General features: G+C 35.8%; 11 protein-coding genes. 2 read left to right on the forward strand and 9 right to left on the reverse strand.

The annotated features are described in order from the left end of the window. Nucleotides 1–5: 5 nt before the first annotated feature. Both VCM44_RS06305 and VCM44_RS06310 read right to left on the reverse strand, forming a co-directional pair. Entirely contained in the window at nucleotides 6–1655 is a 1650-nt protein-coding gene (locus VCM44_RS06305) for an ABC transporter transmembrane domain-containing protein (protein WP_334678323.1), read from the reverse strand. Between the two features lie 72 nt (nucleotides 1656–1727). Continuing rightward, nucleotides 1728–2630 (reverse strand): hypothetical protein, encoded by a 903-nt coding sequence (locus VCM44_RS06310; RefSeq protein ID WP_334678324.1) that lies wholly within the window; start codon nucleotides 2628–2630, stop codon nucleotides 1728–1730. Nucleotides 2631–2902: 272 nt separating this feature from the next. Here VCM44_RS06310 and VCM44_RS06315 point away from each other — a divergent pair, with 272 nt between their 5' ends. Further along, the gene (locus tag VCM44_RS06315; protein ID WP_115363504.1) at nucleotides 2903–3238 is read left to right on the forward strand and encodes a hypothetical protein; all 336 of its coding nucleotides are present in this window, start codon (nucleotides 2903–2905) and stop codon (nucleotides 3236–3238) included. A gap of 21 nt (nucleotides 3239–3259) precedes the next feature. Continuing rightward, nucleotides 3260–4873: a PhoU domain-containing protein gene (locus tag VCM44_RS06320; RefSeq protein ID WP_334678325.1), complete on the forward strand. Its 1614-nt coding sequence runs from the start codon at nucleotides 3260–3262 to the stop codon at nucleotides 4871–4873. Here the strand turns inward: VCM44_RS06320 and VCM44_RS06325 are convergent, their stop codons facing one another. The 7 genes from VCM44_RS06325 to VCM44_RS06355 all read right to left on the reverse strand — a co-directional run bounded on the left by VCM44_RS06325 (nucleotide 4874) and on the right by VCM44_RS06355 (nucleotide 15836). Continuing rightward, complete coding sequence (locus tag VCM44_RS06325; RefSeq protein WP_334678326.1) at nucleotides 4874–5446, reverse strand: hypothetical protein; 573 nt, start codon at nucleotides 5444–5446, stop codon at nucleotides 4874–4876. It lies immediately after the preceding gene. A 73-nt stretch (nucleotides 5447–5519) separates the two neighbouring features. Then, nucleotides 5520–6287 (reverse strand): hypothetical protein, encoded by a 768-nt coding sequence (locus VCM44_RS06330; RefSeq protein WP_115363498.1) that lies wholly within the window; start codon nucleotides 6285–6287, stop codon nucleotides 5520–5522. An 80-nt stretch (nucleotides 6288–6367) separates the two neighbouring features. Further along, a complete protein-coding gene (locus VCM44_RS06335; RefSeq protein WP_334678327.1) occupies nucleotides 6368–7666 on the reverse strand; it encodes a S8 family serine peptidase in 1299 nt (432 codons plus the stop codon). Nucleotides 7667–7754: 88 nt separating this feature from the next. Then, a complete protein-coding gene (locus tag VCM44_RS06340) occupies nucleotides 7755–8669 on the reverse strand; it encodes an endonuclease/exonuclease/phosphatase family protein (protein ID WP_334678328.1) in 915 nt (304 codons plus the stop codon). After that, nucleotides 8670–9467 carry a hypothetical protein gene (locus VCM44_RS06345; RefSeq protein ID WP_334678329.1) on the reverse strand — a complete coding sequence of 266 codons (798 nt, stop codon included), beginning with the start codon at nucleotides 9465–9467 and terminating at the stop codon, nucleotides 8670–8672. 74 nt (nucleotides 9468–9541) lie between these two features. Further along, nucleotides 9542–10606, reverse strand: a complete 1065-nt coding sequence (locus VCM44_RS06350; protein ID WP_334678330.1) for a hypothetical protein — start codon at nucleotides 10604–10606, stop codon at nucleotides 9542–9544. Between the two features lie 136 nt (nucleotides 10607–10742). Next, a complete protein-coding gene (locus VCM44_RS06355; RefSeq protein ID WP_334678331.1) occupies nucleotides 10743–15836 on the reverse strand; it encodes a hypothetical protein in 5094 nt (1697 codons plus the stop codon). Nucleotides 15837–15899 lie beyond the last annotated feature (63 nt).

The raw sequence follows: 15899 nt of genomic DNA on the forward strand, positions 1-15899 counted from the left end.
GCTTCCTAAGACAAGTAATTGTCTATTTCTCCAATTCTGTTATTAAGTAGGTCTCTATTACAAAGTTTTAATAAGTTTTGATCATTTGTATTGATTAGGATTATTTTTGATTCTCTAATACTTGATATATACTCGTAGATTTTTGCATAACTCTCTCTATCCAAATTTGATTCAAACTCATTTAGAACAATGATTTCTGGATCAAGGGCAAGTTTTCTAGTTATATAAATAAGTGTTTTCACTTCATTTGAAACATTGTCATCATTTTCTGAAGTAATATAGGTTTCCATCCCTTGTGGTAGCTTGCGAATGATTTTTCCAAGGCCTAAAAGATCAATGTAGTTTTGTACTTTTTCATCTGAGATAAGACCGAATGAAGTTACGTTTTCTCTTACTGTGCCATTCCAAATACTTGGGACTGAATTAATAACAGCGATTTTCTTATAGACACTGAGTTCATCAGCGTTATCAAGATGAAAGTCATTGACAAAAATCTTTTTTGTAATTGCCTTCAAGTTAGTAGGGGATAAGAATTCTTTTGTATCCTCATCTTGGTTTTCCAATGAAACGGTGTCACCCTTCATAAAAGGTATTTCGTATCGACGTCCTTCAATATATATAGGCACAATAACTGAATACACTTTATCAATTTTCTTTTTTTCTTTGTAATCAACAGCACTTTCAGGGTGTATGATTACATCAGACATTACTTTTACTTCGTGTATTTTTTTAAGTGCTTGAAAGATTTTACCTGTAGGTGCAACACAGCGATTAGCTAAGATAATGGCCGCTGCAAGTGCTCCTATTCCCATTTGCCCATGAGTCACTAAGTATGCACCGATGGCCAATATGATTACAGATGTAACTTGTGAGGTGAGTTGACTAAGGTTAAATTGAAAATGTTCATAACGATTTAAGTTGTAATTATTATTAACTAATTCCGCTTGAGACTTTTTAAAGCGATGATTAAATAAATTAATTCTTCCAAACTTTCTAATGATTGATAGGTTATCGAGAATTTTAAAGAGTAGGTTATTTTGTTCGATTTCCGATACGTGCTTTAGTTGAATAGCACGAGTCATACTCTTTAATGAGTACAGTGAAATCATCATATAAATAGTTAAAGTTACCACCGGTACAAGGGCCATTAATGGATTTAGATAAAATAAAAAGCCAAGATAGAGAAAGAGAAACGGTAGTTCTGTAAGCGTGATGATTCCTTGTCCTGCAAAGAATGCTTTATTTTTTTGAATTTCTTTTAATGTGTATTGAAATACTCCAACATTATAAAAATCTGAATCTGTTACAGTTTTTCTAATTAATTCGTGGGACTTTCTATTTTCATATCTTGCACCTGCAAATGTAATCATATAGTAGCGTAAGTACTTAAGCCCCGTTTCAAATAGAATAAATACGGCCAGGCCACTTAGAAGAACAATAGCAGTACCTGTACTATGATTTGGAATTATTCGATCATAGACCTGCATGAGGACGATAGGAAGAGCAAGTGAGGTTATATTGATGATGAAACTTAGAGCAAGTAACATCCTTAGTGAAATAAATTCTTTGTTAAATACCTGAGCATTTTGTCCAATCCACTTGAATGCGCTTGAAGGTAGATGGCCAATACTCGATGTGCTTTGATTAAGTTCCATTATGTCTCCTACAGAATTTACCTGTAGGACATAATTCGACTAGATACTTTTTTTTATTGAGTTAATTAAAAGTTAAATACTCATTCGAGTATTTGCTAAGGCCAGATGTTTGGCCCTTCTTTCAACAAGGTCTTGAATAGCAAGTTTTGCTTGATCAATCTTTTCTGTCTTCTTCTCGTTTAATACTTTACCGTGGTTAAGAATATCGCCAAGTCGATAAACCCCGTGTTGCTTGTCGTACTCTGTTTGAATAGCAGAAGGTGAGCCAAGGTCTACGAAAACAGAGTTATTTGGACAGTGACCTCTGAAGTGCTCATCAGCAAAAATTGTATCATTAGATCCAATTGTATTCACATGAGAGTTGAACTTGTAATAAGAATCAAAGTCTCTCCATTCAACAGTTTGAATATTTACGTTTGGAAATTCTTCAATGAGAGCTTGAACTTTTTGTGGATTTCTAGCACTGATATAAATATTGTATTTCTTCATTAAGTGCTTAATCGAATCTCTTGCAAGTTGTCCTGAGCCAAGAATTAAAACATCACCAGTTTCATATTTTGACTGAATGATTCTTCTCATGATTCCGGCATATGATTGTTGACCAATCTTAACGAGGTGCTTTTTTCTCACTTCTTTAGCATCTTTAAAAAGTTTTTCTAAAACTCTTAGAATGACAGAAGAGCGAATATCTTCTTTAAGATAATTTGCAAATGCTTCTTTAAATTGAGCAACGATCTCACTTTCACCTTTAAGTTTACTTTGTAGACCGCAAATCGTTTCTAAGAGAAAGTGATAGGCTTGTTTTGAAGTATGGTATGTACCTAAGGCTTTATCCTGTGAATCAAACTCTGTAGTTGTGAGAATGATTGTTCTTTGGCAAGTAATTAGAACAAATGCCCCTGGCATCTCTAATAGTCTTTTAGGTATTTCGTTACTTTTTGTTTGAATATTAAGTAAATGGATCTTTTCTAACAAAAATCTGTTCCTTGCGTTGTGTTATTGTCCGATCTCTGTAAAAAGAGATTACAAAATTCAACACTTAAAAGTGTCACAATTTTGTAGAATTCATTATGCATTGACGATATTGCGCTAATTTGTCTTCATTGAGCAAAATAGTCAATGTTTTCTTTACAATATTACTATCTTACACATTTTTATTTAGGTCTAATTGAGTCTGTCTATGATGCGATCAATAACTTCCTAAAGTTCTTTTCACGGGTAGAAATTTCTGCTAATTTGTCCTCATCATGAATACAGTTACGAAAAGTTCAAATGATGTGGCCAGTGAGGCCAAAAAGCCTAAATCAGCGTTTAAAAGAGTGCTTGAGAGGCTATGGAATAAGTTGAAAAAGCCTGCTTTAGCATTTGATCGCAAGGTTGATGGGGCCATTTCTTTCTTTATTCAACACTATGGCAAAACAAAGTTCATGGTAGCCATGTCAAAGAAAATTCAATACTTAGGAATTGAAGGACTTTGGAATAAAGGCCCAAAAGCTTTTATTTATTTTTTCCTATTTTATCTAATTCGAGATACAATATTGTACATAATCATACCAATTTGGGTGGCCAAGGCTACTTCGTAAATTAATTTTATTATGTACTATTTGCAACACATCTTATTTTTTATCTCAGGTCTCGCAATTTTCTATTATGGCCAAAGAATTATTTCAGCTGGAATTCAAAGTTTAGGCTCACAAAGTATTAAACATATCGTCTCTGATATTGATGGTAAAAACTTTGTGGTTAACTTTTGGAATGGAGCAAGACTAAGTCTTTTAGCATTTTCCCCAACTATGGCAAATCTCGTTACCATAGGTCTAGTTAATGCTAACCTTATAAAGCAAAAGAGGGTATTGCCTATGTTCCTAGGCTCATCCCTGGGCTCAATTGCAATATTTATTATTCTTGTTTTCTCATCTCAAGAGACAGCTTTGAATCTGATGGCCTTCGCTTTAATCTTAGGTTTAATTTCTCGCAATCTCTATATTAGGAAGTTGTGTAAGCTCTTATTTGGTCTTGCTTTTTTATTCTTAGGCGTTGCAGTTATGCACGAGAGTTTTGTAAACCTTGTAACGTGGAAGTATATTCAAAACTTTATCGTCTTATTTATCGATTACTCACTTTTTACAAATATGCTAATAGGACTCACTATTGGAAGTATTATTGCTGTTATCTTAAGAAGTCAGACAATGACTTTGGCAATTGTAGTGGTTCTTTTAATTAGTAACCTTTTTCCAACTAGCTTTTGCTTTGCAATGCTTACAGCGTCTTCACTTTGTTCGTTTGTCATTAACTTTGATACAGCAAGACGAAATGCAAGACCTTTGGCCATAAGACTAAGTCTTGGCCCGTTAATTCATTATTCAGTCGCTACAGCAGCTTCTTTTCTATTGATTGTATTAATTGATCATAATGTTCAAACTGATTTAGATCCACTTAACCTTGTTGTTCTGGGATTCTTCTTTGTTAACATTTTAGCTATTCTTAATTATTTCTTTTTTAAAAATATTATTTCAGAAATGGTTAAAGGCCTATATCCTGATGCTAAGTTCAAGGATCGCCCAAAGCTTAAATTTCTAGGTGATCGTCGTCACATATCTTCAACGATGGCCTATGTCTTAGTAGAGTTAGAAATTGGGAAACTTATGGATATTGTTTCTCGAATGTTTGAAAAATGTTATGAGTACGTAGAAAGTCCAACTAAAGGTGCTAGGGCACTTGCAAAGATTAAAGATTACGAAAAGATAATCGACAATATTCAAGTTGAAATCAATGAATTTATCTCTAAGGTCATCTCTAGTGGAGTTGAAGAGGAAGAGAGTCGCAATGCCATTAAGTTAATGCAGATTGCTTCTGACCTTGAGCAGCTAGCTGATAGTCTAGATAAGTTAACGACAATGCTTACGAAGTATTATGAAAATTGGCAACTATCGGCCGATGAGTCTGAGCGCTTATTAAACTTTTATAAGGAAGTTCAAAATCTTTTTGCTGAAAGCTTAAGCCTTTATGAAGGGCATATTGCCTCTGAAGAAGATGTTGAACGAGTTATTCATGATACAAGAGAGCTCAAGAAACATCTGATGACTGAAAGAGAGGACTTCGCTAAAGTTCATCACAATGAAGATGGTCGAAAACATATCTATTATTCTGATATGATGACTTCAATTTCTGTTGTTAGAGCAAATGTAAGAGATATTTACTTACTTCTTTCAAAGTAATTATTCCCATTTCTGCGTTAATTCGTTTTGACACACTATCAGTGGAAGTTCCTTAACAATCGTATTTTGATCTTTGTTTATAGAAAACGGAAAAAGCTTTCTTGTGGATGCTATTTTTCTATTAATGATCTTCTCTTTGTGGCCACGTGAGGCCCTAACGCTACGATAGCGTACACATCTTTTACCGCGCATACGAATACACTTCTTTATCATTGAAACTTTATCTATCTGCTCTTCATAATATTTCATTTCTTTTTCAAGTTCTTTTTTTGTATTTGTTATGGGAATAAACTCTTCGCCCTTAGTCGTTCTTATTCGATAGCTACCAAATGGCCTAGTTGGCCTTAAAGTAAGAAGGTCTTGTTTTGCTTTAAGATTGATATCAACTTTATATTCAAAACAACTATAGTCTTGATCAACAACTTCACTCATTACTTCTAATGCTGTTATTTGAATTTTAAAAAAATTTGGTATTTCATAAAAGTCACGAGCAATCTCAGACAGTCGTTGCTGAGAAGGTTTTTGGTTACAACTTATAAGTAGTAGGGGAATGATTATTATTAAAGCTCTCATGAAATAATCATAAGGCCCTAATGCTATCTTTTAATAGTGGGGAAACGCTTAAATTAGGTTAATAAAGCTAAAGCTAAAACCAAAGTGCTTGCATGCGCTTAAGAGAAATATCAGTGTATTCGATATCTTCTGTTTTAGATGCAAGGCCTCTTCCCTTATCTGCTTTTTCTTTATGTGCTAGATTTTCAATAAGTAGTTTATTAAATACTACGCTCATCTTAACTAGTGAATTAGCACCTTTTAGAGTTTGTGCAGATACCTTCTTATCTTTAGCTAGTGTAATGTAATTAGCAAAAGTATAGTAATTATCTGAGAATCCATTATAACAAAGTTGCTCAAGTTCTTTGTGAGTTCGATCCATATGATCTCTCATCGCTAGAGGTAGTGTCTTCTTTGTTGCTCTTTTTCCTTCGTATGGAAGATGCCAAACAACATTTTCAATATCGTCTGTAATTTCTTCTTTCAAGGTATATTCCCACATTTTCGGTCGATCATTATAATTAATGAATTCCTGATGAAAGGAAGCACATGTTTTAATCTCTTTTTTAAAACTAGGGTATATCTGTGAGAAAGTTAAATATTGCTCATATAAAGATAAGAAATAAACTTTCTTATTATCTAGCTTTGAAATATCTTTAGACGTTTGTGAGTCTGCACTTGCAGGACCTCTTTTTTTCTTTTCAAACTTACGAACTTTATAAGTTGGAGTAGGGTTTACTTCGCTTTCTGATCGGTCTGTAAACTGTGCAAATTGGTCACCAAGCCCGTTACCGTAATGTTGTGATCCAGCACAGCTAATAAGTGTTGTCGATAATAGAAATAGTGTTCCAATTTTTTTCATTTTAGTCACCTCTTACTATCTCTTATCGACAGAAAGAGGCTTATATTTAGAAAAAATAGATGTGTTCTAGAGTGAACCTATCACCATCTTAAGAATCGTCTTGCCGTCATTATTGCAGCCGATTCATTTAAAGTTCCACCACTTACACAAAGATCACTTAATTTAGCTTTCTTAGTAGCTGATGATAATAGTATGTCTTTTACATGCGCTGGTGAAATAGGCTTAGCGTAGTAGTCGGCCATTGCGAAAATTTTGGCCGCTATATTGGTAACGTGAGGAGCTGCCTGTGATGTACCATTAATTGGAATGTAGCGATCTCCTGGTGAACATGAGTATATGGCCACACCTGGTGCAAAGAGAGAAACAGTTGTTTTCCCAAAATTAGAAAAATAAGCTTTATCTTCATTGTCTTCGTCAATTGCTCCTACGGAGATAACATTATCAGCGATAATTGATGAAGGGTAGTGAAGCATTTCATCTGTATTATCTTTCTTATTTCCAGCAGAGAAGACGAATAAAAGATTTGAATAGTTTTCTACGACTCTTTGACCTTTTTTCATAAGGCCTTTCATATAGTCGTTACGAAATTTCGTGATTGTTGACTTGTATTTCTTATCAGCTTCTTTCTCACTTATATCAAACTCATCTTGAAAGAGCTCGTTTACCATATCATATGCAGGCTCCCAGCTTTGGCCCCATGAGGCATGATAAATCTTTGACTTACTTGCTGAGTATTTAACTGTCTCTTCAAACTTCTTGATCATCCAAGACTGATAATAGTTTAGGTAATTCTTAATATTTTGAATTTTATAATAGCTTCTTGAATATTTACTCGGTGTAAACTCTTTCTTTTTAAATAGCCCGACTTCATCATCACCAAGGTAGCGTATAGGCATGAACTTAAGGTCCCAGCTTTTTATTTCATACGGAAGCTTTTTTGTATTCATCGCAAGACAAGTGACATGAGAGCCATGTGTATATGAAGAGAAGTCACTTCGATGATCCATGAAATCATCATCTTTTCTTATCTCTTTATACCATTCAAGTTCTTCATCTGTTGCAATCTTTAATGTTTTTCGACGTCTAACTTCATAGTACTTGTATACATTTGGATCAAAAGTACCAATGAGTGAAGGGTCGAATACTTTATTAGTATCATGAATAAAGTTCCACCCATTAAGATCATCAACTTTTCCATTTCGATCGGTGTCATATCCGTTTTGATATTCAGAAAAGTTACGATAGAGGTGGGCACGTAGTTTTTCATGGCCAATATCTATTTGGTTATCGCTAATGGCCACGACTGTAGAAGCATACGTACTACTTACGAGAATTAATGAAATTAAAGCTTTTATAAAGTGTTGTGTGTATTTATGCATGAGAAAATAAATAATTGATCTTATGCGTCTTTGCAATTGCATCGCATAAAACAATGCTTTGCACAACGTCTAAGTGATTGAATATTAATTAGTCTTGAATTTTTATGATGGCATAGACAGGGTAGTGGTCAGATGGATTATTCCAAATATCACCTCTTCTACGAGGAGGGCCAATAAGACGACCTGTTGAATTCTTATATTGATAGACAGCAGCATCTATTAAACGATGGCCAAATGACTCTTCCATGAAGATATAATCTAATTGAAGTTGGTGTGCGGCTTGTCCTACAAATTGATAAAATGTTGTTCGATACTGTAGGGGAAGCTGACGCATAGAAAGTACATCTTTAAGATCAGTCTCTTTATATATGACTTTAAATTCTTCATCTGTATTTTCATTTGAAGCATTACCATTAAAGTCACCACATAAAAGGATTGGCGTATTAGGATATTGCTTCTTCTCTTCTTTATAGACTTTTAATAATAATTCCAGTTCTGCTTGGCGCCTTCTTACTGACCTAAAGTCATGGCCAGTATCATCATCTCTTTGTGACTTTAAATGTACATTAAAGAGGCTAAGCAAATGCTCTCCCTTTTTACTATTTACACGCAAGTGGGAGAAGTCTCTACTTAGAAAGTAATCATTGTCATCTTCATCGTGAAGTTGAAAGTCGATTTCTTTATTTGTATGGCTTAGATGTTCAAATTCAAATTCAAGGCCTTTTCTTACTAAGAAAGCATTTTCAATTCCGCGATCACTATTGCCTTGTTGATGGAATATTTCATAACTTTCGTTAAGATAAACTTCGTTGAAGTAGACTAAGCTTTCAATTTGGCCAACTTCTGTTAAGGCATAGATATCGGCATCTATTTCTGTGAAAACTTGTTTTAATTGATTTAAGTTTAGTTTTGATTTGAAGTAGTTTATATTTGGAGGGTTATCGAAAGCATCTCTAATAAAGAAGTTCTCAAGATTATAAATACAAATTTCAATTTGTTTCAATTAACAGCTCCAGCCGAAGATATAGCGATGATACTTTTTCTCTTTTGTATCATAGATCATTTTACAATAAGCCGATTGATATATTCCACTCTTATTGATCTTTTTAAATTTATCTACAAGTTCTTTTGAGCAACTCGTATTTAATATTTCTTTATTTGGGAATTTCTTTGTTGCTAAGGATATATACGTTGCTGTTGAGCCCTTATTTGGTGAAAGTTTCATCGCATAATCAACTTCACGAAACTCTTGTCTAAAGAAAAGATCGTCTCCATTTGTAAAAAATGGAATTGTTGATCGAGGAATAAAGTAAGTTTTATCACTACCTTCTTTAATCATTTGATTTAGTATCACCCCATGAAATGAAGTGATTTCATTAATATTTTTTGTAAAGCGAATCCCTTCATATATTTCTTGGCGCTCTACTAAGACTTTTCCAAATTTATCTTTTTCAGTCTTATGATGTATACAACGTGATTGATAAGTGATGACACTATCTTGTGAGACTGTTGTGGTCCAGAAAGTGAAGGGGAGTCCAAATTCCTTCACAAAACTTTTCTTTTCTTTCAAACTTCCATTTGTAAAGACTTCTTTGAATTTCTCTGAGGTCTTACCTGTCTCTTTTGAACATTTAGAGTTCTCAGGACAGCCTTTTATAAGATGTTCAACCATATGTGGCTTAAAGTTTACTTCTTCAATTACTTGAACAGATGATTGAGTATTTTGCTGCTGTGTCATTGCAATACTTAAAGTCGCAATTATACAGGCGAAGCTATATTTGAATAGATGGGCCAATTTCATAATTAAATTGTACTTGGCAATGGAGTTGGGGTCAAAAAAAAAAGCCTGCATTTGCAGGCCTTTTTAAGGGGGGGTTATTGATTCATCCCACGGCTATTGCCGTCTAGGAGGAAATCAATCTGGGATTGTATTTCATATTTTTCAGTAGTCTGACCTCTTCTTATATCGCTGATTCTTGTGTCATTTGAATCATCGCTGTCACGACTTCCTTTTTGTTTAAGAAAGTTTTGTCTTTCTTGTTCATCAAACTTTACGATAACTTTTTGCTCATCTTCATCACTGTCGATTTCAGCAGAGTTAACTTTCGTTTGTAATGTTGTTTTTGTATCAATATCATCAAGTTTATCTTGCTTATTAACTGGATTACTAACACATTCAATCTTAGAGAATTCAAGAGCTCTAATATCTCCAACAAATGTCGATGGGAGACCTGAGGCTTGTCTAATTTCTAGATCTGCATTGAATTCAATTCTTTCTTTTCTTGATGTTTCAAATTCGTTTGTTACCGTTCCAGCTTCAATATTATCACCACTGTTATACCATTTCTTTTGGCCAATAGTGAAAGCTGCCGTTGCTGCATTACTATCAAATCTTGACTCTAATTGCTCTTGAACTGCAACAGGAGTTTCAACTTGTCCCATATGGTCTTTTTCAGCAATTTCTACAAGTGCAGTTTTGGCCTTTGCGTTCTTATCACTTAGCATGTTCTGACAGATTGCATTTGCATCAGACATCTTTTGTAGGTAAATATCCTTGTCTCCATTGTATGCTCTATACTTAAGTGAAGCACGGTAAGCAATAATAGGAGAGTTGTCATAGAAGTCTCTAAGGTCTTCTTTTGAGATTTCAATTGATTCACGATCTTTAATGAAATCCTGATGCTCTTTCTTTTCTTGATTATCTTTCTTTAATTCTCTTTGATAAGCTTCTTCAGCAACCTTGTACTTACCAAGATCACAACGCTCTTTGTATTTTTCGTATCTTTGACGATATTCTTCATCGAAGTCGCTGATCTTTTCAAAGTCCTTGCGTTCGAACTTTCTTTCAACGATTGTACAAATGCTTGCATACGATGACAGTGGAATTAGTCCCGTTAGGATAGCAATTTTAATCATAGTTGAGATGTTTTGCTTCTTCATAATAGCCTCTTGTTTTGTGTAAGTTAAGATACTATTAATAAAGCAATTGCTATGCCAAAAAGGATAAAGCCTAAGGTATTGAAAATTTGTTTTAATTGCTAAGAAGGCCGTCTAAATATTGAACACTGTGTGAAATTTAATCACAGTAGAAGTGGCGATTCCAGCGCTTACCAGAAATGAATTCTGTGTAGTTTACTGACGTGGCCGTTAGATCATCCATCGAGTCTACAATTGTATTATAGCTTGTTAGTTGAGTGTCTTCTGTAAAGTACCCAGCTGCTGGTTGAGGGTAGAAGTTATCAAAAGCAGAACCATTGCTCACAGTACCTAATTGACAGAATCTTTCACCAATTTGTTGAATCTTTGATCTTACAGTCTCACTTGAGTGATCTGGATAACCAGTTTCAAGGTTATAATGTGTTTCGTCTGGAGTAAGAGACATATTCTCATTATCAGTCACAATACCTTCTGACGAAATAAAGAGGTTTAGATATAAGTTTAGGTCTGTTCCACTAGGGAGGCGACACTCGTAAGTATTATCACTATTTAATACTCCAAAACCTGAACAGCACATATTACTAGGATCGGTTACATTTGAACCTAATTTAGAACAGCATTTGAATTCATCCGCAGAGAAAATCTGTGGTAGTGAAATCGTTGAGCCATCTGTTTTGTAATAGACTTTAGACTCAACACCAGCTGGAGTTCCTGGAATAGCATCTGCTGTAAATGGATCTGGTCCAGCATCATTATATACACCTTCAATCAAGCGACCAACATTTGATGTCCCATCTGCCGGATTAGCTTTTTCATCGTTACAACGAATTGCTTCATAAGCAACTTGAGGAACGCCAAGAAGTTCGTATTTCTCAAAGATATCTTCGTAATAAGCTTGGTTTCCTGGAATCGTACCAAAGATCTCATCTTTTAAATCGTATTCAAAAGAGAACCAACCTTTTTGGAAACCATTTAGCGTGGCCTGATTTCCTACATAGAAGAATAAGTAGTTAAAGTTGTCCTGAATAATACAGTAACTAGGCTCTCCAGTATTTCCATCAGAGTCGATATCATTACTATCAGTAAAGAGAAGGTCGTTTGCTGCAGTACTCACTGAAGAACACGTTACTTCATCTCCATAGTTTTCTGGTGCTGGAGCTATTGCAGAAGGTGGCCCTCTTAGCATATCGCTACTAAAGTTAATATCTGAAAAGTCAGCAGCATCAGTATCGTCTGTATAGTGGAGTAGGACATTGCGAATAGAAGCTATATTCACATAGTCTGGAATATAAATTGCTAGATAAAGGTTGTCTGGTGCAAATCCATTATCACTACTTGGAGCACTAACAAGTGGAGCTTGAGGATTATTAAATCCTGACGGCTTTAAAATAACAGGAGGGTAAGGAGCATTGTAAGTGTCACTAACACCTAATTGCTCATACATACCATAAACTGTTTTTGCTGCTAGACTAATTTGTCCTTCGGCATCGACAGGGCTTAGGCTTATGCGTCCAGATAGGCCAGTTGCCGGTATTTCTGTTGGAGCTTGTGGCGTTTCTGAGTCATTTTGAATATTTGCTTGTACGGCACCTACAGGGTCTCCAGGACGTAGCCAGTCAAAAAGGTTCGTTGGAGAGTCTGGGTAAGTTCTATAGCCTCCAAGTGAGCTCATATATGAGTATTCCATTAGCCAATTATTTTGATTAGTTGGATCAAATCCTTTTTCCCATGATCTCATTGAGTAGTTTAGACAAGCTAACTTAGAAGGTGAAATATTTAGGCGATTACCAACTGTCCAATTATTTGTCCCATCTTCAAACTTTCTTATAAATCCACCACCACAACAATTTGCACGACCTGTTTCATTGATAACTTTTGTATCATTTGCTGAAGGTAGGCCAAAAGATGGAATGGATGGATTTGTCGAGTATGACTCAGCTGCCAAGTATCTTGAGTAGCGTCCGGTCTTATCATTATCTGAAATTGAATCTCTAAGTGGGTTTAAGGCCACGTTATCGACGTTGTAACCAGGTAAGTCTGAGCGTGCGCCAACTGCGGTATACATTGTAAAAGTCTTACTTACTTCACGACAGCATCGATTCTTAGACATGTCATAATTATAATAATTTGCTCCAAGAATCGTATTAAGAAGTGGCTCTTCTTGGCTTTGTCCACAAACAAGCTCTTCTTCCCAGAACTTCTGCTCGGCCATCGTTCCTCCAAAGCTTGAAGGGGATAGTCCTCTGGCTACATCTGCATGTAAACGGTTAGGTCCACAATCTAAGTCAGTATGACAAATTGCTCCTGCTCGTCTTAAACAGGCGTTAGCAGCAAGGGTTTCACTTTGTACATTTAATACGTAGCTTAAGTTTCCAGCTTCTATTGATTTGAATGTTGACTCAGTTGTCACAGGGTCAATAGAGGATGCACTACACATATTTTGTCTAACCGCTAGAGGGTTTCTTATTGGTGTCTCATCATTAAGATAATTACCATCTTCATCAAATACTGGACAGCTTCTAACTTTGCCTGTTTGGTATGCTGTCTCATCACAGGCAGCGATTTGAGAAATATAGTCTGTTCTATTATCGTTATCTTGTTTTTCGTGTCTTAGCTCAAATGCTTCAACACCTGTATTTCCTGTATCAGCTGATCTTCCTGGGATACAAAGCCCAACTTCTGAAGGTTCGTAGCTTCCAGTTGCAGCGTAAATTGATAAGTTTTGTGCAATTGCATTTTGTACTTCTTGTGGTAACTCGTCAGCTCGATTTGTATAAGATATCGGTCTACCAAGAATGCTTGCAGCTTGTCCAAATAGAATCGAAGTTGGCTCATTAGGGGAGCGAATAAGTTCTTTTGAAAAACTTGCTGAATCAAGGGCCGCACAATAGAAGTTAGGAGCACAAGTTAGTAGCTTTGACTGACTTGTCTTCTTCACATTTTCATTTGGATTAAGCTTACAAGGAGAACCTGCTCCGCGGTAAACACAGCGGTTATTTTGTCCGCCACTAATATTTCCTGCAAGTATTGCTGAAAGTGAAATGGCCTCACGACTGTAGTCATTTTTTTCAAAGGCATCAATATCAAATTTAGGCCAATTTGTTTTTACGTCTGTGATTTGTCCACATGCATATTCCCATCCTAGCTTTGCAACACAATCGCTATCAGTGTTACAAGAGTGCATATACTGGCAACTCGCTCCAAAGTTTTGAGCAGCGCTATCTGGGTCTAGAGAAAAGTCGTAGTCGTGATCAGCTGCTGTTTGACCACCAAGGTCTTCTACAACTGAGACTGTAAAATTACTGTTTTGAGTAAGGTCAGCAAATGGTGCGTTGATTGCTAAGAAGAGCTTATTTGTTGTCGATCTTACTCGTCTTCCTGCACCGACTGCAAACCAAGAAACACCATCAAAAGAACCAATTAGAGCTCCTTGATTAAAGCCATACCAATCTCTTTGGTAACCATTAACATACATTGCTGCTTGAGTCGTAAGACGGTTTCTTCTTTGAACTCCAGCATTTGAGTAGCTAATATGTGAGCTTGCAAGCATCGTTGGTGGAACCCAGCAGGCCCTTCCAAAAATAGTGTCTTCATAATTACCAAATGTTGTATTACTTCCAATAGCTGTACGATCTGTCGTGTAACCACGCCATGTTAATCCATATCCTTTAGAAGACTCAGGATGAGAACTTAAAACTTTTTGCCAAGCATCTTGTTGACAGTATGGGCATGGAGTTGAATATCCACTTGTAGCCGAAATGATATAAACTTGATCAACATCAACTTCAACAACCTTAGCTGGTTGAGCTTGTTGGAGATCAAGGGTCATCGGGCCAAGGACTGCATTCATTGAATAAGTTGTTTCAATTGGACCTGCTTTATTTGCATCATCAAGATAGAAGAAATAATCTCCTTCCTGATTTGTCCCTTCAGGAACTTCTGATAAATTATCGTAAGGCACACCCGCTAAAGAGAAGAAGCGGTGAGGTGCACTTTTGGCCGATACTAAAACTGATAAGTTTTGAAATGGAGCATCGTCATTTTCGTTTACTGGAATATCACAAGTGATATTTAGGATATTGCCATTAGCATCCTTGCCGGCTTTTAAACCGTAATCAATACAGCGGGCATCTAATTGCAGCTCTCCACCAGCATAAGTTGGCTCATGTGGACATCCACACTTTTCCCATATCTTTACTCTTACAGAGTCGAGATCTGGTGAACACTCAGCTGTTTCTCCTAATAAACACTTATAGTCTTTTATATCTGCTTGTAGCTGTTGATTAGCATTATCTAGTTCATCTTCCGTGTCAGTCTCATCATCTTCACTTGGATCAGTGTTGATTGGACACACATAGAAAAGGTTAGGGTAGCTCTTAAATGCATTTGGATTTTCTAGCATTTCATTTAATGCTGTTTGGTATTCAAGACTGTCTTCATCAATATTAGGTCTTGTTGCACCGTCGTTAACACATTGGCCGTTAAGACAGCAGTTATATCCTTGTAGCTGGCACGAAGAGTTTGTACAGCTATTTGTATCTGGATTAGTGGTTGTGTTTTTAACATCAATATTTAGGTTTAAGTTATCAATACCAATTGAGCCAAGAGTAGGTACACTATTTACTGTACCGTACACTGATTCATGAAATCTTAGGTTAAGAGCAGGGAAGCTAGAGTTACATGTAGGACATACATCATTTAAGCTATAAGCTGCTAAAGAACCTGATATTTTATTATTTAGATATGTAGTATGAGTTGTTGAACCTGTATATCCAATAATTCCGTCTCCACAGAAGGCTTGACTATCAATTGCATTTGCAATTTCGATTCGCATACTTACTTCTTGTGATTTACTAGATTTAATAGGAATTGCCTTTAGGCGAACTTGAGGTTTTTTTACAACACTTCCTGAAACAACTTCCCCGGCACCATCGAAATCAGCAACAAGACAAAAAGCTGAATTTACTTTTTCTGAAGATACAATTGAATTATTAACAACACCACCGACCAGATAAATGGACTCAGTGTCTGTTGAGTTAATGGTAATTGGACCTTGGATATATTGATTCTTTGCATACCATGAGGCATCAGTTGGATTTTCGATAATATTATTCGTTGATTCTTGTTCTGAATCTTCACCATCGACAGAGAGTCGATTATTGGCCGCTTGCATACAAGAGGTTAGTAGCAAGATTGCGGCAAGGAATGTTATTAAAGGTGCACGTAATTTCATTAATTTTCACTTTCCTATCTCTTAACTTTTCGCCCTTTTACGCCGGTAACTTTATAATAACTT

The organism is Halobacteriovorax sp. DPLXC-1 (genome assembly GCF_036903125.1).
Taxonomy (GTDB): Bacteria; Bdellovibrionota; Bacteriovoracia; order Bacteriovoracales; family Bacteriovoracaceae; genus Halobacteriovorax_A; species Halobacteriovorax_A vibrionivorans.

What these genes read in the sequence shown, in the direction of transcription:
- VCM44_RS06305 (WP_334678323.1), bottom strand. Translation starts at nt 1,655, where the DNA reads ATGGAACTTAATCAAAGCACATCGAGTATTGGCCATCTACCTTCAAGC.
- VCM44_RS06355 (WP_334678331.1), bottom strand. Translation starts at nt 15,836, where the DNA reads ATGAAATTACGTGCACCTTTAATAACATTCCTTGCCGCAATCTTGCTA.
- VCM44_RS06345 (WP_334678329.1), bottom strand. Translation starts at nt 9,467, where the DNA reads ATGAAATTGGCCCATCTATTCAAATATAGCTTCGCCTGTATAATTGCG.
- VCM44_RS06325 (WP_334678326.1), bottom strand. Translation starts at nt 5,446, where the DNA reads ATGAGAGCTTTAATAATAATCATTCCCCTACTACTTATAAGTTGTAAC.
- VCM44_RS06330 (WP_115363498.1), bottom strand. Translation starts at nt 6,287, where the DNA reads ATGAAAAAAATTGGAACACTATTTCTATTATCGACAACACTTATTAGC.
- VCM44_RS06315 (WP_115363504.1), top strand. Translation starts at nt 2,903, where the DNA reads ATGAATACAGTTACGAAAAGTTCAAATGATGTGGCCAGTGAGGCCAAA.
- VCM44_RS06350 (WP_334678330.1), bottom strand. Translation starts at nt 10,606, where the DNA reads ATGAAGAAGCAAAACATCTCAACTATGATTAAAATTGCTATCCTAACG.
- VCM44_RS06335 (WP_334678327.1), bottom strand. Translation starts at nt 7,666, where the DNA reads ATGCATAAATACACACAACACTTTATAAAAGCTTTAATTTCATTAATT.